This window comes from Vibrio sp. 10N.247.311.47 (assembly GCF_041467535.1).
Lineage (GTDB): Bacteria > Pseudomonadota > Gammaproteobacteria > Enterobacterales > Vibrionaceae > Vibrio > Vibrio crassostreae_C.
The window spans coordinates 54578-75642 of sequence record NZ_JBFSUR010000003.1; the positions used below are offsets into that span (position 1 = coordinate 54578).

Genomic DNA, 21065 nt, shown 5'->3' on the forward strand with positions numbered 1-21065 from the left:
CTTTACCTAGTAAGAAGCAAGAAAAGTAACAAAGCCCGTCGCCCAGCGGGCTTTGTTATGTTTAACGCCTAACTTAAGTTTCAAACCGCATTTATCTTTCCCACCGCCATTATGTTTCATATCGTACTTATGCTTCAGACCGTACTTATGCGTCGAGCCAAACTAAATCATCTCTTTTTCCATAAACAGGCGACTCCCCACATACTACTGACCACTCGTTTAACAAACTTTTATTCGCTTAAAATTCAAACACTGTTTATATTAAACAAGCACTTGTGGAGTGAAGAAGGGATTAAAATGAGCATTTCTGGAGACAAAACATCGGTCGTGGTGGCTGGTGCAACCGGGTTAATTGGTCATCATGTGATGAAGTTGCTCATCGATGAACCCGCCGTTGATCATATCTATGCCCTATCTCGCCGAGCGTTAGATTCACAGTTTGATTCCAACAAGCTCCACACACTCATTCACAGCGACCTGCAAGTTACCAGTTGGGATGACACGAATGCGACGCCTAATCTTGGCGTTATCTGCTTAGGTACGACTAAGAAAAAGGCAGGATCAAAAGAAGCGCTTCGCAAAATCGATGTGGAACTGGTTAGCCAAGTCGCACAGTCGATGAAGTTTCTTGGGGTTCAACGCGTAGCGGTCGTTTCTAGCTATGGCGCTTCACCAGATTCCTATTCGCACTACCTTCGCTGTAAAGGACAAATGGAACAAAATTTAAAACGTATTGGCTTCAAGCAGCTTTTCATCGCACGCCCTGGGCCTCTGGTGGGTGAGCGTGATGAACCTAGAGCTGATGAAAAACTCCTGCAAAGTGTCTTTCCTCTGCTGTCTCCATTTATGCTTGGTAAGTTCAAAAACCTACGCCCTATTCAGTCGGAAAACGTAGCCAAAGCAATGTTGTTCCGGTTATTCGAAAATAATTTCCAAAATATCGAAATTTACTCGTCAAGTGACATGCTCAATTTATTGGCAAAATATCGCTAAAAAGCTCACCTATTCATCACAATGTTGAATATCCACCCATCCTATTGAGTGGATATTACTAATCGTTCTAATAAATTACTTTTCCTTATTTTACGTTTTGTTACAGGTCGCTACTGTAGCTAACAGTATTTGCGCCCATATATCTAAGCGCCCTATCGATTTAAAGAGATTCATAAGGAAAACAAATGTCATTTTCAGCTATCGCTGCCTTAGCGGTATTCACTGGTATCCTCTTTTTTCTCTACGGACAGCAGAAAAAAGAAAACACACTTTCTCGCCTCGTTTTACTCGGTTTAGTATTTGGTAGCGCATTTGGTCTTGGTCTACAGCTGTTATTTGGTGAAGGCAATCCGGTCATCAACGAAACACTAGACTGGGTAAATATTGTTGGCCGTGGTTATGTTGGCCTACTGAAAATGGTGATCATGCCATTAGTATTGGTTTCAATGATTGCAGCAGTAGTGAAGCTTGAAAAAGGCGGCTCACTGGGCAAGATTTCTGGTATCACCATTTCTGTACTGTTAGCAACAACCGCGATTTCTGCGATTGTTGGTATTGTTGTAACGCAAGCATTCGGCCTGTCTGCTGAAGGTTTAACAGAAGGCGCTCGCGAAACAGCACGTATCGCAACACTTGAAAGCCGCATCGGTAGCGTTTCAGACCTAACAATTCCACAAATGCTGATCAGCTTTATTCCGACTAACCCATTTGCAGACCTAACGGGGGCTCGCTCTACGTCTATCATCGCGGTTGTTATCTTTGGTGTGCTAACGGGCATCGCTGCTCGTAAAGTGATGGCAGAGAAAGAAGAACTAGAATCTCCAATCCGTACTTTCGTTGAAGCGTCACAATCTATCGTTATGCGCTTAGTTAAGATGATCATGGCACTAACGCCATACGGCATCGCAGCGTTAATGGCGAAGGTAGTTGCAACATCAAGTGCTTCTGACATCCTCAGCCTACTGGGTTTCATCGTTGCATCTTACGTTGCGATTCTACTGATGTTCGTCGTACACGGTGTGTTGGTTTCTTTTGTTGGTGTAAACCCGAAAGAGTACTTCCAAAAGATCTGGCCTGTACTGACGTTCGCTTTCACGTCTCGTAGTTCTGCAGCAACAATTCCACTGAACGTTGAAGCTCAAATCACTAAGCTAAACGTGCCACCAGCGATTGCTAACCTGTCTGCCTCTTTCGGTGCGACGATTGGTCAAAACGGTTGTGCGGGTATCTACCCTGCAATGCTAGCAGTCATGGTTGCGCCTACAGTTGGCATCGACCCAATGGACATCAACTTCATTCTGTCTCTGATTGCTATTATCACAGTGAGCTCATTCGGTATTGCTGGCGTAGGTGGCGGTGCAACGTTCGCGGCGCTTATCGTACTTCCTGCTATGGGCCTTCCTGTAACGATTGCAGCACTGCTTATCTCTATCGAGCCACTTATCGATATGGCACGTACGGCGCTTAACGTATCTGGTGCTATGACAGCCGGTACGATCACAAGCCGCCTATTAGGCAAGAAAGACAAGCAACAAGATCTGGAACAAGCGAACGCTTAATGGGTTCGATTGATTCAAGCACTTGAGTCTCGTTAAACAAAAAAACCGATGCACATGCATCGGTTTTTTATTATCTGTTACTTCTAACTTCCATTACTTCACGAGCAACAGCTTAGAACACAAGTTGAATGACTTTTTCGGCAAGTGCTTCATCGTCGTCTTCACTTAATCCGCTGACACCAATAGCGCCAATCACCTGCCCATTTAATTCAATGGGAACACCGCCTTTAAAGCCAGTGATCTTTGGGTCAGTCCAGTAACTTAAGTCTTTACCAGTTTCTCTCGCCCAAGCACCTAAGTTACCGCTTGGCTGTCTATCTCTTGCAGATGTATAAGCTTTGTTCTGTGCTAACAATCCGGCTTGAACACTCACATTATCCATGCGAATAAACGCCAGTAACTCACCGTGCGTATCACACACGCTCACCGCGATTGCTTGTTGATTACGCTCAGCAATGTCTAGAGCGTTAGACACCAGTTGTTGCGCGATCTTTTGATTCAACATATTCATTCCTTATGGCAGTGCTTGACCACGTGAGTACACGTATAGGTTGTACCACTCTTCACGAGACAGGTTTATCTGAGTCGCGACTGCCGAAGCTTTGATTCGCTCTAGATTTGTGGTGCCAATTACAGGTTGGATACGAGCAGGGTGACGAAGCAAAAATGCCAACACAATCGCTTCACTTTCTACGCCATATTGGTTCGCTAACTGAGCCACGTAGTGCGCTGTCTTTTTCACGTTTTCATGTTCTGAATACAAACCTTGCTCAGCAAATCGGCCTTGTGCCAAACAGCCCCAAGCTTGCAGTTGGATGTTATTCAATTGGCAATGTTCAAGAGTGCCTGCGGCGAAGTCTGATTGATGGTGCCCTTGCGAGTTAATCATCACCCCATCATTCAACCAATCCAATTTGGCTAAGCTCATCTCAACTTGATTCGCGACGATGGGTTGCCCAAGCGCAGATTGCAGGTACTGAATTTGATGGCTGTTCATGTTCGACACACCAAAATAATCGACCTTACCTTGCGCTTTTAAGTTCTCTAACGTTCTTGCTAGCTCATCGAGTTCCATCAAAGGGTCAGGGCGGTGCAATAACAGCACATCAAGCTTTTCAGTATTCAATCGATTGAGAATACCGTCTACCGATTGGCCTACCCAATCAGCCGAGAAATCATAACGACCAACATTGCCCTCGCCTTCAAAACGAATCCCACACTTAGATTGAATGAACATCTGTTCACGCAGATCAGGCGCTTGTTGTAATGCTTGACCAAAGGCTTGCTCAGCTTTGCTGAAGGTATAGATATCCGCATGGTCGAATAAGTTAATGCCCGATTCTAGTGCGGTGCCGATTACGCTTCGTGTTTGAGCAACATCCGCACTCGTCACTGGATTATCATTCCAGCCACCACCTAACCCCATGCAGCCATAGGCAATTTGCCCAACATTCGGTAGATAATTTGATAATGGGATACGTTTTTTGTCATTCGTTTTGTTTGTAGATTCAGTGCTGTTCGTCATATCGATTCTCGCTTAGAAGATTTGCTGACCAGAAATATGCCTCTATCATATTGTTCTTTTTAAAAAACAGAATATGCTAGTTACGAAATGATTGTTTGATATGACGAACAATAGATTGGTAGGAACGCGCGAATGAACGAACACAAAAGAATAGAACGACTGATCCTGTTTGTAGAACTTGCTCAGCAACTCAACTTTACCAAGGCAGCCGAAAAGCTCGGTATCTCTAAGAGCTACCTTTCTGAACAGATCAAACGTTTAGAGAACGATTTACAGTGCCCGCTTTTGGTCAGAACCACTCGCAGTGTTCGTTTAACCCAAGAAGGCGAACGCGCGTTACAACAAGGCTTAACGATTCGCTCGCAAGTCTTACAGCTTGAACGCAGTGTTTCTGAGCAACACGACATCGTCAAAGGCCTATTACGCCTCACTGCGCCAAAGATGTTTACTGAGGTATATCTATTCGATATCTGCCAACAGTTTAGGCAGCAATACCCTGAGATTCGTTTCGAGATAAACAGTAGCTACACCAACTTTAATCTCAATCAAGATGATATCGATATCGCGTTTCGTGCCACCAATACGCCACCTGACAACATGGTGGCGAAACACTTGATTAGCTATCAACATGATTTAGTCGCGACTCCCGGTTATCTTAACCAATTTGGTCGCCCTACCAATGTGAGTGACTTAAGTGATCATCAATGCTTAGCAACTCTGCACCAAACCGAGTGGCCTTTAAAATCGGTAAATATTGATGTGTCCGGCTGGCTTTCAAGTAATGACAACCACCTGCTTAAGCAACAAGCTATGGCAGGCAGTGGCATCATCCGTATTGCAAGTTACTACGTTGCGAAAGAGGTTGAGCTTGGAGAGTTAGAGCGCGTGCTGCCTAATGAATGTCTGCCACAAGGCAATAGTATTTACCTGTTCTATCCGCAAGTTATTTATCCGGCAAAGAAACACCAAGTGTTCGTTAAATTTGTTCAGAATTACTTTGAAAGCTTAAGTCGATAAAATGATGCACAGCTCACTAGGGCTTGTTGGTTTCATCTGGCCAACATATTCGTCGTAGCGAGCTCTACTTCAACCTCTTCGGCTGAATGTGATACCAGTGAAAGTCGACTATATGGCCGATCTACTTTCAAGCCTACTCGTCCTAGTTCTTTTATTTTTTCTTGCTCTTACATTTACATTAATACCTAAACATTCACTCTACGAATCGTTTTTTATTGACTTAAAAATGAAATCATAACGACACACTAATTTGCGTAACTTAGGGTGCAAATAGGCAATCATATTACAGTGCCTATCAGGAGGATGTATGAAACCAAATCGATCTACGGTACTCACTGGACATGTAAAACACTGCCCATGCTGCTCTACCGAACTGGTCATCAAAGACCACATTCACGTTTGCCCGCGCAATGAAATTGGCGACTGTTACTTCGATGGCTATGACCAACACGAACAGCGCGCTAATACCGATTTTATCGATCATGCAAGTGCCAATGATAGCCTTGTTTACGGCATGTCAGAACACTAAGCTTTATTCAAGATTTGTTGAAGTCATTTCGCGCCAAAAAAAATGCAGCGCCAATCGAGTGATTGTTCGCTGCATTCTTAGATCCTGTAAACTTAGCTAACCATTAAAATGGAGCTAGGTAAAACGGATTACCACATTAGATCATCTGGGATCACGAAGTCTTTGTACGGGTCATCTTCGTCTACTTCGTCTGTGCTACCTGCCTGCGTATCAACGATAGATTCTTCGTCGCGCATAGCAATCTTGTTCGCTACTGCTGTTGGAATAACAACGTAGCTCTCGCCTTGACGAGCAATACTTAGAATGCCTTTACTTAGTTGCTTTTGAGTCAGCTCTTCTACGTAAAGGTATTTAACTAGCGTACCGTCGGTGAAGTTGTATTTGATCTCACCGTTCTTCTGTTCGATCTTGTTCATCTCAATCAGTTGCTTCACTTGAGCTTTAATTTCTTTGCTCAACTGTTGTTCTTTCAACTGTTGGTTTAGCTCTTTGTCTTTCGCTTGCTGCGCCAGTTTAGTTTCTTCAGCTGCCGCTTTTGCTTCACGAGACTGAACGCGAGACTTTTTAGAGCCTTTCTTCGCCTTCTTTAATTTTTTCTCATTTACCAAGCCAGCTTTAAGCATCTGCTCTTGGAGTGTTAACTTTGCCATGACTTTCCCAGTTCAGGATTAAAAACGGCACTATCATACCTGTTTTTGAGGTTTCTGTTTACTGAACAAGAGTAAATTACAGAACAATCGCAAAATTTATGCTGATAGCTCTAAGCTGTGTCCATATTCCCTTCTTGTTGCTCACAACCTCCACTTTACCGCGACACACAGTTTTCACTTAAGCACGCCAATATTGGCTGTTCCACCGACTCGAAAGCATTAACTGACCCTATTATTCGCGCGTGTACCACTTATCATTCCGATAAGACAATATGTTAATTTTCAATGGTTAATCAATTTTATAAAACCTTGGCATATATCTCATATTTGAATAAATGCCATAGAGTTATAACTCCAATGTCATAACTCTTGACTACGTTATTCTAGACATCAATCAATAAGGATAACGTAAACGATGAAAACTCAATGGACTTGGTTAGCTGCACTTGTGGCATCCACATCAATCGCTTCGACCTCTGCGATCGCAGACACCGACGTGTATCTCACCAATAACACCAATCAAGTGATGACCATTCAAGCCAACCACACTGGTACCGACCTGCTTCAACTCGGTGATGAGTGGCAACAGCATGTTGAACAGATTGGTCCTTGGGAGACGAAGAAGCTGATAAGTTTCAACCGCTGGACTGGTTTGAAATCTGGGAAGACCTATGAGTTTGACACTGTGGTATCAAACGCTGTGGGCGAAAGTGTCACGCTCAACCAAACCATGAAGGGACATTGGTATAACTCGACACTGCAACATGGTTTGAGTGCCGCAGACGTCAACCTAACATTGCATGACGATCGTAATATTCATCGCAGCACAACCGATGCGTTCGGGGTCAATGCAGAGCTAGCCCTCAAAGCCGATTCTACAGCGCGCTATGATGATATTTATTACACCATCACCCCACCAAAAGTGGATGAGCAACCAGAGCCGGATGCCAATACACTCAAGGTCATGACTTACAACATCTGGGCGCTGCCTGCCATCGCTTCACATATTGGTGACCGCTATGACCTACTCCCTCAATATGTAAAGGGCTATGACGTGTTGGCGCTTCAAGAGGTGTTTGCTAACGGCAGAGACGAGTTCTTGCGTGAGCTTGCGAAAGAGTATCCTTATCAAACTAAAATGCTCGATAAAGATGGGATTAACATATACGACGGTGGTGTGATCATTGTCAGCCGCTATCCTATCGTTAATGAAGCGCAGTATGTTTTCCCTGATTGCACGGGCACAGATTGCTTTGCTGATAAAGGTGTTAACTACGCGGAAGTTATCAAGAATGGTCAGGCTTACCATGTTTTCGGTACCCACACGGCATCATTCGATACGGACACCGCTCGTGATTACCGACAACGTCAATTCAAGCAGATGCGTGCACTGGCGCAGTCTCTGAATATCCCGGCATCAGAAACTGTGGTTTACAGCGGTGACTTCAACGTGAACAAGCTCAAGTTCCCAAGCGACTATCAACAGATGTTTGCTAACCTGCAGGCTGATGAACCAACATACTCAGGTTACACCGCTTCTACCTTTGACCCACGCATCAACAACTTTGCGGGAGAGCCTATGTCGGGTGGCGAGAACGTTGAGTATCTCGATTATGTGGTAGTGAGCTCAGAGTATGCCGCTAAAGCGCATTACTACAATCGCGTGGATGTCCCAAGATCAACAAGCAGTGAGTTATGGAAGCACTACAACCTTTCAGACCACTTCCCTGTTAGCGCCGTGATCAAGTAACTCGGTGAACCAATAATGCATCGAGTTATATTAATCCTAATGCTCGTCTTAACGGCGAGCATTATTGGCTATTCGTGGTCATCAAAAACGAACGAAACAGCGCTATCTTCTGCTCAACACACAGAACCTAAGCCGCGTGTTTCTACGACAACTAATGACGATTATTCCACGCCTACTGCAACCGCTAGTTCGGAAAACTCCGCATCGCACAGCAATCAAGCCCAAGCCGGAGCACTGGACGGTAAAATTCTTGCTGAAAACTTGAGTGAGCTTGAAGGCAAGGCTTTGTTCGATGAACTCGATGGGTTCTGGAAGCTTTGCCAACAACGCGATGACTGCGCAGAGCAACTCGCACGATTGAAATCAGAATTGCCGGGCATATGGTTTGAGTTACTGAGCGACTATCCGCAGCTATCGGCTGACTGGCAATTAACACAAAGCACTATCCCACTTGAATCCATAGAGACTCTTGAAGATCGTGTAGCCTTATTCAAGCAATCTGCACAACAAGTATGGGGAGAGTTGGCCCACCAGCTATTCGCTGACCAGCTTGCTCATCTGGATTTTACGCTTGACGCTAACACCCTTGAAAAGAACGAAGCGAGCCAGTTTTTGGCCAACTATCAAGATTTGCTTAGTGAATGGCAAAACAATACGGGCACGTTAAACGCCGAAACACAGCTTCAAAAATATGAACTGGCAGTATCTTTGATACCCAGCAGCTATAACCCTGCTGAAGTAGCATCAGTCAAAGCCGACCTTCAAGATGCCTACTTAGATGAAGCGCAGGCCAGCAACATTGCCGCGCGAGAACAACAAGTCGCACAACAGCAACAAACCGTGATGAGTTATCACGAGCAACTGGATCAGCTCAAAGCAACCTTAGACTCTCAGCACTCATCAAGTTATGCCACTTGGACTCAACAAGATTGGGACAGTTATTATCAACAGCAAGTCACCGATTTCAGGGAGCAGTTCTTTAGCAAGTAACGCCTTAACTTAAACCATCACGAAACTGAGCGGGCGTTTTATTGAGCCAACCTTTAAACGCCCTTCTGAAATTTGCAGGGTCGCTATAACCGAGCCTTTCACCGATGTCATCAATGCTCATGGTTGTGCCGAGTAATAGCTCTTTGGCCAGCTCCACTCGAACTTCGGTAAGCAATATTTGGTAACTGGATTCATGGGTCACTAGCTCTCGCCTGAGTGTACGAGAGCTACAACCAAACTCATCCGCGAGTTGTTCAATATTCGGGAAACTGCCTGCGGTTTGATAAAAGATCGTTTTGATCTGGTTAGTCAGCAGATGCTCAGAGTCCAACGTTTCCATTATCGACTGGCAAGACGCAAGATAGCGCTTCAGTGTCGCTGCATCATGAGTCAATAAGGTTTGCGACAAAACCGATACATCAAAACGCAGTTCACAATGGCTCTGCTCAAAAACTACAGGGCACTGGAAACGATCGTCATAGAGCTTGGCGTAATTAGTGCGTGTATAAGGCAAAGCCAAAATATGAATATCCAACTCATGACCAGTCAGCTCTTTGAATAAAGAGACGATTGAACTCAAGAAATATTCACTGCAGAAAGGAAGCAGATCGCCCACTTCCAATGTGTTCTCAATCTGAATCACTGCTTGCTCGGAATCTAGAAACAATTTAACCGAGAAGATAGGACCGTTCAGGCGCAAATACTTGAAGCCCGACTTGATGGCCTCCCCGACATTTTGACTGGTTGATAGCGCATAACCCAACACACCAAAGTGGCTCAAGCTAGCGTGCTCTCCCAACCAAAGCCCCAAACCATCGTGAGGAAAACTCTGATTAGCCGCGCTAAACAACGAAAGCTTGTCAGCGTAAGTCAGTTTTCCATTCGGATCTCGCCAATCCATGTTCGGCAAACCCACATCATTGAGTAGCCTTTCAATATCGATACCTCGTTGCTCTAGCGTATTCAACAGCAGCGCGATATCTAATGTACCCAACTGGTGCCTATGTCCGGTTGGCTTATACTCCGCGATAATCTCCAATCGTCTCTCCTTATATCGAGCCCATTCCCATCAACATGACTACTCAGCCTTAACAACACATGCTGACAAAATCGTGATTGGTAACGCGCTCTTGTCCGAATATGACCTCCCAATTCTACGCTACTCATCGCACAATGGCTTTAGTTGTTAAAATAATGTGAACCATCGCAATGATAAAAACCAACCCAGCCCCACACAGTTTGATTAATTCTAATGGTCAGCCGATCATTGGGCATTTCGATGGCATCCTTAAACACCTAAACATCGAGAACTTTGACTACCGAAACTCGATGGATTCAAAAGCAAACCCTTGGCAGAAGCACTTCCACTATAAGCAATTCCAGTTTGTCAGCATCGTCACCGACACACACATTATCGGCGTCGCTATCGCGGATATTCGCTACTTAGGCTCGGCATTTTGTTATCTGTACGACATAGAAAACAACCATCTGCAAGAGTCATCTTGGTTGAGGCCATTAGGGTTTGATAAGCATGTAACGCCTTCACCATTTGAAGGAAAGACAAGCATTGCAGATCAAAGCATTGCTTTCTATATCGAGGGCGGACAATGGCGAGTTCGCTTGAATACGAAATTCATCAAGGCCGATATTTCTTTAGAGCCTGAAACCGACAGCTTGCCCATGGCGATGTGCAGCCCAACGGGTTATTCAGGTTGGACTTACACCCAAAAGCACAATGCTTTGCGCATCAGCGGTGAAATCCAAATCAAGGGAGAATCACTCGTTCTCGAACAAGCTCGTGCCGGTTATGACTTTTCAGCGGGTTACATGAGACGTGAAACCAGTTGGCGCTGGGCAAGCATCAACACGCAATCCAATGGGACAGATATTGGCTTGAACCTCGCAGCAGGCGTCAATGAAACCGGAGGCTGCGAGAACGTTTTATGGATCAATGGAACTCGGCACTTACTTAACCCGGTACAGTTTGCGTTTAGTCGCCAAGACACCAATTTACCTTGGCAGATAACATCACAAGATGGACGTATAAACCTGACCTTTACGCCCTTAAATAATCGCAGCGAAAAGCTCAATTTATGGCTGTTAAAAAGTAACTTTCGTCAGTTCATTGGTCACTTTTCTGGCTCGATTGAAGACAACAATGGAGTGACACATCAACTCGATGGTGTTCTTGGCCTAACAGAAGATCACTTTGCTCGCTGGTAGCGAAATTTTGCTAACTGAATTTCAGGCGAGCAAGTCTAAGTAAACTTGATACTAAGAACGCGTATGGCGTCTCAACAAGGATAAAACATGAATATCGACGCATTAATCAATTACCCAGAATGGCTACTGCTGGTATTAGCGCCCTTGTTCGTGGTGTGCATGTTGGCTGAGTATTTTATCGGTCAGAAGCAAGGTCGACTGCCTGATAACTCCAGCTATAAGCTTTCAGAAGTGATGTGTAATTTCACGCTGGCGGGAATGCATCAACTCTTCGATTTGCTCACCGGGTTATTGGTCGTGCAGCTGTATCTCTGGATGTTTGGTTGGCGCTTAATGGACATTGAAATGGGCGTGCTGAGTTTTGTTGTATTGATGGTGTTGCAAGACTTTTGCTATTACTGGTTCCACAGAGCAAGCCATCGTGTTCGCTGGATGTGGGCAGCACACGTGGCACACCACAGTTCAGAAAGCATGAACTTCAGTACGGCTTTCCGTCAAAGCTTAATGTATCCACTTGCTGGGATGTGGCTTTTCTGGATACCGTTGGTCATCATAGGTTTTGCCCCTAAGTGGGTCATCTTTGTGGTGCTTCTCAATCTAGGTTTGCAGTTCTTCGTCCATACACAATGGATACGAAGCTTGGGGCCACTTGAATACATCTTTAATACCCCTTCGCATCATCGAGTACATCACGGCAAAAACCCGCAATACATTGATAAGAACTACGCCGGCGTTCTTATTATCTGGGATAAGTTATTTGGTACATTCGAACCTGAAGTTGAAACTGTACGTTATGGCGTCACCAAACCCGTGAACAGTTTTAATCCGATAGTGGTCACCTTTCAAGAATGGAAGGCCATATTCAAAGATTTGAAGAACCGAGAGTTAACCATGAAGCAGAAAGTCCAGTTGATACTCTCGCCTCCATCGGATTAAACGGACGATAGACAGATTGTATTAACTAAGAAACCGCCTCAATTGGTTTCAAAACCTTCCCCACTGACTCGATTGAATAGTAAAGCACCGTTTTCCGGCAATTTATTTGTGATCTGGGTTGCACGCGTACCGCATACTATCAGATACTGAACAAAACTAACCTTCAGCCACAGTAAACGTTCCGCGCTTGCTGTTCAGGAAATTCAATGAGTTCAGATAATCAGCCGACCTACTTCTTTTTCGATTACGAAACGTGGGGCGTTAGCCCAGCAAAAGACCGTCCGAGTCAATTTGCGGGTGTTCGTACCGACCAAGATTTCAATGTTATTGGAGAGCCTCTGGTTATCTATTGCCAACCTCCCGCTGATTACCTCCCTGCGCCTGAAGCTGCACTGATCACCCGTATCACACCACAAAAAGCGGCTTCACATGGTCTTCCTGAACCAGAGTTTATCGCTAAGATCCATGCTGAGTTGGCGAAACCAAACACCACAAGCCTTGGCTACAACAGTATTCGATTCGATGATGAAGTAACGCGTTACACCTGTTACCGAAACTTCATCGACCCATATGCGTGGAGTTGGCAGAACGGCAACTCGCGTTGGGATCTGTTAGATGTAATGCGCGCTGTTCACGCACTGCGCCCTGAAGGCATTGTTTGGCCAGAGAACGAAGAAGGTTATCCAAGCTTCAAACTGGAACACCTATCTGTGGCAAACGGCATTGAACATGAGAACGCGCACGATGCGATGGCCGATGTTATTGCGACCATCGAGTTAGCGAAGAAGCTGAAAGCTGCACAACCTAAGATGTTCGATTACCTCTACAACATGCGTCATAAGCGTAAGCTGAATGATCTGGTTGATATCGTAAACATGACACCATTGATGCACGTTTCGGGCATGTTTGGCCGTGACTGCAACTACACAAGTTGGATTGTGCCTATGGCTTGGCACCCAACCAATCAAAATGCCGTTATCGTGGTTGATTTAGCCAAAGATCCAAGCCCACTGTTAGAACTGGACGCTGATGAACTCAGAGACAGACTCTACACCAAACGCAGTGAACTGGGTGAAGACGAGCTACCCGTACCCATCAAATTGGTTCAACTGAACAAGTGCCCTATTCTTGCTCCAGCCAAAACGCTAACGGCTGAAAATGCTGAAACCATCGGTATCGATCGCCAACAATGCCTGAAAAACTTGGCACTGCTGCACGAACACCCAGAGATCCGCGAAAAACTAATCGGCATGTACTCACAAGAACGCGAGTACGAAAAGAGTGATGATGTTGATACACACCTTTACGAGGGTTTCTTTTCACCTGCTGATAAAACAGCGATGAACATCATTCGTGAAACTGACCCGAACAACTTGGCAGCTTTGGATATCACCTTCAGTGACGAACGAATTAAACCGTTACTGTTCCGTTACCGTGCGCGTAACTTCCCATGGACGCTCGACGAAGCTGAGCAATTGAAATGGGCGAACCATTGTCGTGAGTTTTATGAGTGCCGTTTAGAAGAGTACATGCTCAACCTTGAAAACCTTGCGCACGAACATGAAAGTGACGAGAAGAAAATGGCTATCTTAAAGGCGGTTTATCAATACGTAGAAAAGTTAGCTAGCTAATTCCATTATCAAGAGACGTAACACTTTGAAAGAAAGATTGATCCAACTGGTTTACTGCTTAATCTCCTTCACCTTAATCATAGGTGCACTTACAGCAGGTAACGCGTTACAGCACTTTTTGGATACCTCAATCCCAGGCAGTATTTTTGGCATGTTGATTCTGTTTGCCGCCATGGTGATTGGTATTGTTCCTTCGCACTGGGTACAGCCCGGTGCAAGCTTGATTATCCGCCTAATGATCTTACTGTTTGTTCCGATCAGTGTTGGGTTGATGGATCATTTCGACATGCTCATCGCGAACGCATTGCCAATTATGGCGAGCGCCGTTGGTGGCACATTACTGGTGTTGGTGTCCTTATCATGGTTCTTAGACCGCTTGCTTTCGAGAGGTAACTAATCATGTGGATTCTACTCACCATCGTGGTATTCCTATTTGCTCGCTGGGTAAGTCAAAAAGTAAACTCGCCGCTGTGTAACCCCCTGCTTATCAGCATTGGTATCATCATTCCGATTCTCACGTTCTTTAGAGTACCGTTTGAGACTTACTATGCTGATAACACCTGGATTACCTACATGCTTCAGCCTGCGGTTGTTGCACTTGCCTACCCGCTTTATGAACAGCTACCTCAAATCAGAGCCAACTGGCGCATCATTACCTTTGCTTGCACTCTAGGCAGTGTGATGTCGATGACAACAACGGCAGTGATCGCAGTAGCATTTAAAGCGGACTTAACTTTGATTGCGAGCTTGTTAGGCAAATCAGTCACCACGCCAATTGCAATGGAAGTATCGAGCCATTTAGGTGGTGAAGCAGCGATTGCGGCAATATTGGTATTGATTGTTGGTCTGTTTGGGGCAATTTTTGCTTATCCAATCTACAATCTCATTGGTATTAAGAGCCCGATCGCCCGTGGTTTAACCATGGGGACGGTATCTCACGCATTAGGCACTGCGACATGTGCTGAAAAGAACCAAGAAGATGCGGCATTCAGTTCGTTGGCATTGGTTCTTTGTGGGGTTATCACCTCAATCATCGCACCGAGTATATTTTCGCTCGTGGTTTGGTTCTACTCTTAACCTAAACGATCACTACGCGATTCAGCCCAACCAGAATGCTGTTTATTACAGTGTCTGTTTGGGCTTTTTATTCGCATTTATTTAGCAATAGCAGTCAAGTCACGGTCTTTTACGAGCAATAAGTGCGATATCAGCTGTATAAATGGCTCTTGTAATCGATTTCAAGTGTGACCTCACTCTAATTATGCAAACCAATGTAACAGCAACAATTCAATAGTGATCTTTATCACAGAAAATTCCTGAGCAATGCATAAACTTAAAGCCTAAGGTCAATTAAGGATTCAACATGAACAGTCGTATTACCCTGGCGCTGGAAAGTGCTCCATCATCAATGAAAGCGCTTTTGAGTGACATCGTATTAGCAGACAACTTTGACGCGACATTGTCTCCAGAACAATTTGCTAGCCTACTGCAAGCAAGTGGTCTAGCGGATGACGAGCTACGTATTGCGCTACTTCCTTTTGCCGCAGCGTATTCTTACGCTCCGTTATCTGACTTTTATGTTGGTGCAATCGTGCGTGGTTTGTCTGGTACTCTGTATTTTGGTGCAAACCTTGAAATCGCTGGTGCTCAACTTGGTCAAACCGTTCACGCTGAGCAATCTGCAATCAGCCACGCTTGGATGAAAGGCGAACTAGGTATCTCAGATATCACCATAAACTTCAGTCCTTGTGGTCACTGTCGTCAATTCATGAACGAACTGACAACAGCAAAAGAACTTAAAGTTCAGCTGCCACAACGTGATGAAATGTCTCTGCAAGAGTATCTGCCAGACTCGTTCGGCCCTGCTGATTTAGGTGTAACAACTGGCTTAATGACAAAACTTGATCATAAATACACGACCGAAGAAACAACGCCTATTGTTGTAGAAGCGGTAGCAGCACTAAACCGCAGCCATGCTCCTTACACCAAAAACCTAAGTGGTGTTTCACTGCAATTGACGTCGGGTGAGATTTTCACCGGTGCTTACGCTGAAAACGCAGCGTTCAACCCAAGCTTACCTCCTCTACAAGTGGCGTTGATTCAACTTAAACTGGCTGGCTTCGATTTCGAACAAATTGAAAGTGCTGCTTTGGTTGAAATCGCAGAAGGTAGCATCAGTCACCTAGCGGATACGCAATCTACATTAGAAGCGATTAATCCCGACATTCCAGTGACTTACTTAGCAATCTAAGTACATATAATTAACAAAAATTTAAATAAGCAGCCCTAATTAACAGGGCTGCTTTTTTTATGCCTGTAATTAAAGCAACAACTTGCGCAAACGTTTGCTTTTGTCATTAAAATAAGTATGATCACCCCGTTTTCAATCAATCGTTCAAAAGATCGGAAGGAATTTCTATGTTTGGTACTGCTACTCGTGAAAATGCTACTCGTGTACTTCTATTAGGTTCAGGTGAACTCGGCAAAGAAGTTGCTATCGAGTGCCAACGTTTAGGTTTGGAAGTTATTGCTTGTGACCGTTATGCAGACGCACCAGCGATGCAAGTTGCGCATCGTAGCCATGTATTAGACATGTTAGACGGCGATGCACTTCAAGCGATCATTGAACTAGAAAAGCCAGATTATGTGGTTCCTGAAATTGAAGCTATTGCCACCAGCAAGTTGGTAGAGCTAGAAGCGCAAGGCTTAAATGTCGTTCCAACTGCGAATGCGACCAAGCTAACGATGAACCGCGAAGGTATCCGTCGTCTAGCCGCAGAAGAACTCAAACTGAGCACTTCTCCTTACCGCTTTGCAGACACCTTTGAAGACTTCGCTTCCGCTGTTGAATTCGTGGGCATGCCTTGCGTTGTTAAGCCAGTAATGAGCTCTTCAGGTAAAGGCCAAAGCGTTATCAAAACAGAGGAAGACATTCAGAAGTCTTGGGACTACGCACAAGAAGGCGGTCGTACTGGCGCGGGTCGTGTAATCGTTGAAGGCTTCATCGACTTCGATTACGAAATTACGCTACTTACCGTTCGCGCAGTCGACGGTGTTCACTTCTGTGCGCCTATCGGTCACCGCCAAGAAGACGGTGATTACCGCGAATCATGGCAGCCACAAGTGATGTCAGACAACGCACTTAAAGCCGCGCAATACACGGCTGAACAAGTGGTTAATGCACTAGGTGGCCACGGTATCTTTGGTGTCGAGCTATTTGTTAAAGGCGATCACGTTATCTTCAACGAAGTATCCCCTCGCCCACACGATACAGGCCTAGTAACATTGATGTCTCAAGACTCATCGGAATTCGCACTGCACGTACGCGCCTTTACCGGTATGCCGATCAAATCCATCACGCAATACGGCCCATGTGCATCAGCGGTTATCCTTGGCCAAGGTACTTCAACCAACATTCGTTTTGAAGGTCTTACAGAGGCGCTAGACGCACCACAAACACAAGTTCGCCTGTTTGGTAAGCCTGATATCGATGGTCGCCGTCGTTTAGGTGTGGCGCTTACCCGTCGTAACAGCACAGAAACAGCGATTGAAGATGCCATTGAGAGCGCGTCAAAAGTAAAAGTGATTTACTAACCTGCTATTCAATTCTGAACAATCACGAGTTCAAATCTGAACCATAAAAAGACGGGCTATCGAGCCCGTCTTTTTGTTGGTGTTATCTGTTCGCTTAACTAAGCAGACTGAACTTAAGCGTCTGACTCAATCAAATACACTTCTTCACAGAAGCGAGACAACCCTTTCTTAGCAATCTTCGGATGTTCATCGTTCGCTATATCTTGATTCAACAATGTAATTTTGTATCCTGCAAACAATTGAGCAATCTCTAACTTAGGTACGCTAAACGGAGGCCCCGCCATCTCGCTTTGATCATAATCCAGAGTCACCAGAAGGATCTTACCGCCCGGTTTCAGCAGTTGTTTTAAGCGCTCTACGTACTGCACTCGCATCTCTTCAGGCAATGCGACTAAAGACGCGCGATCATAAATGGTATCGACAGGTTGGATTGGCGCTGAAAAGTAATCGCCCGTGTAGATGTTCAGTTCATCGAATTGGTAGAGCTCGTGCTGACCGCTAATTTGAGTCACAGTCGGGGTATAAAGGTGCTCTGCAAAAAATGCGCGAACCGCAATCTGGCTTAACTCGACACCTTGAACATCTTCATGCTTTGAAGCTAGCCAAATCAGATCTTCACTTTTGCCACAAAGTGGAACAAACACACTCTTCTCGTAGCTAGGCTCAGTATTTTCCCAAAATTTAATCAGAAGTGGGTTTACATCTTCGAGGTGGAAACCAATTTGGTTGGCTGCCCATTTATTGTGCCAAAATTCAGGATTATTCATCTTTCGTTCATGTTAAACAGTCATAATGCAAGGGTACAGTATAGAGAGGTAAGAGCAACCTTAGCTTGGTTTAAAGTACTAAATTGATTTCGATAAAATCAGAAACTGGCTAAGTTCAAAGTTCTGATAATTGCGGAACTAACGGTTGGATTATTTGTCTATATCTTCACATTTTAAAGCAATATTAAACGTTAGAGTTGGTTTCTGTCTTAGCTAGCCCCATTAAATATGTAGTGAGTTTAGTTAAGCTGTTTTTACTCTTGTGCGTTACTGGTTACCCCTTTTGACTACCCGTTTTTTGTAACCTTGTATTTTGGAGTTTGAATGAGTGTATTTCTCCGTACGACGGCCCTAATGCTTTTGGTATTGAGCCGAGCGCCTGCATTCGCAGCAGCACCTGTTTCAACAAGTTCAACAGATCAAACGCGCACTCCTGCGCAAAACCAAGTATCTTCAAACGTATTCCGTCATAGTTTGAGCGGCCTTTACGGCATCAAAGCCTTCGACTCACGCCCGACTCAGCCTTACACCGACTTCGATATTTTGTACAGCAAAGCGCATCAAGGCCAAGCTGAACTAGAAACTATCTGTAAAAGTACTGCCCTACTCACCAATTCTGAAGCGCTATTTGCTGGCGTTAAATCTCAAGCTCGTGCAGAAGAAAAAATCGCCCTTGAGCTTGATGGTGATGTGACAAAAATTACCGACTTAGCCCGTGCAACTATCATCGCGAACGATGTAGAGAGCTTGGTTGAAGTTTACGAAGCGCTAAGCCGTGAAGCAGACGTTGTAAAGCTGAAAAACAAGTTTAAATCACCAGCTGACTCTGGTTACCGTGACCTTAACTTGTTGGTTCGTTTGCCTAAAACCAACATCATTGCAGAGGTTCAACTTCACTTAAAAGCGATTGCTGATGTGAAAAGTGGTCCTGAGCACGAGCTGTACGAAATTATCCAAGGCATTGAGCGTCACGCAATTGCGGAACATCGCCCAATCAACGATATCGAAGCGGCACAAATCAATAGCCTACGACGCCAATCTTTAGAGCTTTACCAACAAGCATGGCAACCGTACATTACAACGCACATTAAAGCGGCTTAACACATAGATAGGCTATTCCAATAAACATCACAAGGGCTGCACTCGCAGCCCTTTTTAGTACTTGTTGAGTAGCCTCTCCACTTCCTATCCCAAATAATCAGATCGTTTAAATTTAGATCTCAGTCTCTTTTCTCCGTCGAACATTTCTGTTTCTATAGCGAATAAGCTTCTGACAAGAAAAGGAATTACGTCAATGCAGAATAACAAATCCATGCTTTCCATCGCGCTACTTGCTGCGTTTTCTGTACACGCTAGTGCTGACGAATGCGGAAAGATCACCATTGCAGACATGAACTGGAACTCGGCGAGCCTATTGCTCATGTCGACCAATTCATTTTGAATAACGGCTACGGCTGTGAAGCGGACTTAATCCCCGGTGATAGCGTCCCTACGGGCACGTCAATGATTGAAAAAGGTCAACCTGATGTTGCGCCAGAGCTTTGGACTAATGGCATCAAAGAAGCGTTGGATAAGGGTGTTGCGGATAAGCGTCTACGTTACGCGGGCAAGTCTTTGGTCAACGGCGGTGAAGAAGGTTTCTGGGTACCAAACTACCTTGTTGAACAGTACCCAGAGCTTACAACCATTGAAGGTGTGATTAAAAACGCAAAGCTGTTTGAACACCCAGAAGATGATGAGAAGTTTGCGTTTTATAGCTGCCCTGCGGGTTGGACTTGTCAGATTACCTCCGGTCACCTGTTCGATGCGCTTAAGTTAGAAGATCACAATTTTGAAATGGTTGATCCCGGCTCAGGCGCCGCTTTAGCAGGTACGATAGCGAAAGCTTACGAACGCAAAAAAGCATGGTTTGGATATTACTGGTCGCCTACGCCTGTGCTAGGTAAGTATGAAATGGTGAAGGTTGATTTCGGAAGTGGTACTGACATTGAGGAATTCCGTAACTGTACGACACAACCTGATTGTGAATCTCCTAAAGTGACCATGTATCCACCAGCACCGGTTCACACAATCACCACAGAAGCCTTTGCTAATAACGAACCTCTTGCCTACCAATACTTTGAAAAGCGTGGTTTTACCAATAAACAAATGAGTGAGTTGCTGGCCTGGATGGAAGACAACCAAGCCGACGCCGAAGAAGCCATGTATTACTTTCTAGAAAGCTCACCACAGGTATGGAAGCCTTGGGTGTCTGAAGACATCGCAAGTAAGGTTCAACAAGCCCTTTAGAGTGAAGATTCAAAGTCAGAGGCCTAGCCTCTGTTTTCGCATCTAAAGCAAGTTCTTACCGGACAGTAAATAGATGGAGTTTGAGAAAGGTTACTAAAAATTAAAGAAATGCGTTTAGCTTAAACTCTATGCAGATACAAAAAGACCACGCTAGGCGTGGTCTATTGCTTGGCTACTTCTCGATTTTAATATTTTCGACACGGGCCTTTAGTTTTTGTCCCGGTCTAAAAGTAACAACACGTCGAGCAGAAATTGGAATGTCTTCACCAGTTTTCGGGTTACGACCAGGTCGCTCGTTTTTCTCGCGAAGATCAAAATTACCAAAACCAGACAGTTTTACCTGTTCGCCATTTTCGAGCGCTTTACGAACTTCTTCGAAAAACACTTCCACCGTTTCCTTGGCATCCCGCTTGCTGTATCCGAGTGTCTCAAACAGGTTCTCAGCCAAATCGGCCTTCGTGAGTGCCATAAAACTTTCCTCAAAGCTATGTTAAACATTGCTACCATCGCCAGTAGCGCCAAAGCATTTACCCTATTCAATCAATGAGATAAGGTCATTTACAAGGAAAGTGTATGCCAAGCTTCTGATTTTCGCCAACTTTTTTATCTTAA

20 protein-coding genes and 1 pseudogene are annotated in these 21065 nt (G+C 44.8%); 15 read left to right on the forward strand and 6 right to left on the reverse strand.

Features of this window, described 5'->3' with window-relative positions:
• Positions 1-297: 297 nt before the first annotated feature.
• Entirely contained in the window at positions 298-993 is a 696-nt protein-coding gene (locus AB6E51_RS02990) for an NAD-dependent epimerase/dehydratase family protein (RefSeq protein ID WP_372058462.1), read from the forward strand.
• A gap of 185 nt (positions 994-1178) precedes the next feature.
• Entirely contained in the window at positions 1179-2552 is a 1374-nt protein-coding gene (locus AB6E51_RS02995; RefSeq protein ID WP_017059148.1) for an L-cystine transporter, read from the forward strand.
• 112 nt (positions 2553-2664) lie between these two features.
• On the opposite strand, the gene AB6E51_RS03000 is transcribed toward AB6E51_RS02995, so the two are convergent.
• Positions 2665-3057, reverse strand: a complete 393-nt coding sequence (locus AB6E51_RS03000; protein WP_017066157.1) for a heme-binding protein — start codon at positions 3055-3057, stop codon at positions 2665-2667.
• A 9-nt stretch (positions 3058-3066) separates the two neighbouring features.
• Positions 3067-4077 carry an aldo/keto reductase family oxidoreductase gene (locus tag AB6E51_RS03005; protein WP_017059146.1) on the reverse strand — a complete coding sequence of 337 codons (1011 nt, stop codon included), beginning with the start codon at positions 4075-4077 and terminating at the stop codon, positions 3067-3069.
• A 132-nt stretch (positions 4078-4209) separates the two neighbouring features.
• Here AB6E51_RS03005 and AB6E51_RS03010 point away from each other — a divergent pair, with 132 nt between their 5' ends.
• Positions 4210-5094, forward strand: coding sequence for a LysR family transcriptional regulator (locus AB6E51_RS03010; RefSeq protein WP_017066156.1), 885 nt, complete (start codon positions 4210-4212; stop codon positions 5092-5094).
• A 307-nt stretch (positions 5095-5401) separates the two neighbouring features.
• Positions 5402-5623, forward strand: a complete 222-nt coding sequence (locus AB6E51_RS03015) for a hypothetical protein (RefSeq protein ID WP_017059142.1) — start codon at positions 5402-5404, stop codon at positions 5621-5623.
• Positions 5624-5751: 128 nt separating this feature from the next.
• Here AB6E51_RS03015 and AB6E51_RS03020 read toward each other — a convergent pair whose 3' ends face one another.
• On the reverse strand, positions 5752-6273 hold the full coding sequence (locus tag AB6E51_RS03020; protein ID WP_010441213.1) for a DUF2058 domain-containing protein: 522 nt from the start codon (positions 6271-6273) through the stop codon (positions 5752-5754).
• 415 nt (positions 6274-6688) lie between these two features.
• Between AB6E51_RS03020 and AB6E51_RS03025 the strand changes: the two genes are divergently transcribed.
• Positions 6689-8023 carry a sphingomyelin phosphodiesterase gene (locus AB6E51_RS03025; protein WP_372058464.1) on the forward strand — a complete coding sequence of 445 codons (1335 nt, stop codon included), beginning with the start codon at positions 6689-6691 and terminating at the stop codon, positions 8021-8023.
• A 39-nt stretch (positions 8024-8062) separates the two neighbouring features.
• A complete protein-coding gene (locus AB6E51_RS03030) occupies positions 8063-9013 on the forward strand; it encodes a chromosome partitioning protein ParA (protein ID WP_372058529.1) in 951 nt (316 codons plus the stop codon).
• Positions 9014-9017: 4 nt separating this feature from the next.
• On the opposite strand, the gene AB6E51_RS03035 is transcribed toward AB6E51_RS03030, so the two are convergent.
• Positions 9018-10052, reverse strand: a complete 1035-nt coding sequence (locus tag AB6E51_RS03035; RefSeq protein ID WP_017059139.1) for an AraC family transcriptional regulator — start codon at positions 10050-10052, stop codon at positions 9018-9020.
• Between the two features lie 170 nt (positions 10053-10222).
• Between AB6E51_RS03035 and AB6E51_RS03040 the strand changes: the two genes are divergently transcribed.
• From AB6E51_RS03040 to purT, 7 genes are all read left to right on the forward strand, one after another.
• Positions 10223-11236 (forward strand): DUF2804 domain-containing protein, encoded by a 1014-nt coding sequence (locus AB6E51_RS03040; protein ID WP_017070924.1) that lies wholly within the window; start codon positions 10223-10225, stop codon positions 11234-11236.
• Positions 11237-11323: 87 nt separating this feature from the next.
• A complete protein-coding gene (locus AB6E51_RS03045) occupies positions 11324-12172 on the forward strand; it encodes a sterol desaturase family protein (protein ID WP_372058466.1) in 849 nt (282 codons plus the stop codon).
• Positions 12173-12378: 206 nt separating this feature from the next.
• The gene (gene sbcB, locus AB6E51_RS03050) at positions 12379-13803 is read left to right on the forward strand and encodes an exodeoxyribonuclease I (protein ID WP_372058467.1); all 1425 of its coding nucleotides are present in this window, start codon (positions 12379-12381) and stop codon (positions 13801-13803) included.
• A gap of 25 nt (positions 13804-13828) precedes the next feature.
• Positions 13829-14200 (forward strand): CidA/LrgA family protein, encoded by a 372-nt coding sequence (locus AB6E51_RS03055; RefSeq protein ID WP_004734867.1) that lies wholly within the window; start codon positions 13829-13831, stop codon positions 14198-14200.
• Between the two features lie 2 nt (positions 14201-14202).
• The gene (locus tag AB6E51_RS03060; protein WP_017059134.1) at positions 14203-14880 is read left to right on the forward strand and encodes an LrgB family protein; all 678 of its coding nucleotides are present in this window, start codon (positions 14203-14205) and stop codon (positions 14878-14880) included.
• A gap of 286 nt (positions 14881-15166) precedes the next feature.
• On the forward strand, positions 15167-16054 hold the full coding sequence (cdd, locus tag AB6E51_RS03065) for a cytidine deaminase (RefSeq protein ID WP_372058468.1): 888 nt from the start codon (positions 15167-15169) through the stop codon (positions 16052-16054).
• 167 nt (positions 16055-16221) lie between these two features.
• Positions 16222-17397 (forward strand): formate-dependent phosphoribosylglycinamide formyltransferase, encoded by a 1176-nt coding sequence (purT, locus tag AB6E51_RS03070; protein WP_136974855.1) that lies wholly within the window; start codon positions 16222-16224, stop codon positions 17395-17397.
• 113 nt (positions 17398-17510) lie between these two features.
• Here purT and AB6E51_RS03075 read toward each other — a convergent pair whose 3' ends face one another.
• Positions 17511-18164: a thiopurine S-methyltransferase gene (locus tag AB6E51_RS03075; protein ID WP_372058470.1), complete on the reverse strand. Its 654-nt coding sequence runs from the start codon at positions 18162-18164 to the stop codon at positions 17511-17513.
• A 324-nt stretch (positions 18165-18488) separates the two neighbouring features.
• Here AB6E51_RS03075 and AB6E51_RS03080 point away from each other — a divergent pair, with 324 nt between their 5' ends.
• Positions 18489-19265, forward strand: coding sequence for a RelA/SpoT domain-containing protein (locus AB6E51_RS03080; protein WP_017059130.1), 777 nt, complete (start codon positions 18489-18491; stop codon positions 19263-19265).
• A 193-nt stretch (positions 19266-19458) separates the two neighbouring features.
• A pseudogene (locus AB6E51_RS03085) lies at positions 19459-20453 on the forward strand (ABC transporter substrate-binding protein).
• 172 nt (positions 20454-20625) lie between these two features.
• Here AB6E51_RS03085 and ihfA read toward each other — a convergent pair.
• On the reverse strand, positions 20626-20922 hold the full coding sequence (ihfA, locus tag AB6E51_RS03090) for an integration host factor subunit alpha (RefSeq protein ID WP_004734853.1): 297 nt from the start codon (positions 20920-20922) through the stop codon (positions 20626-20628).
• Between the last annotated feature and the right edge of the window lie 143 nt (positions 20923-21065).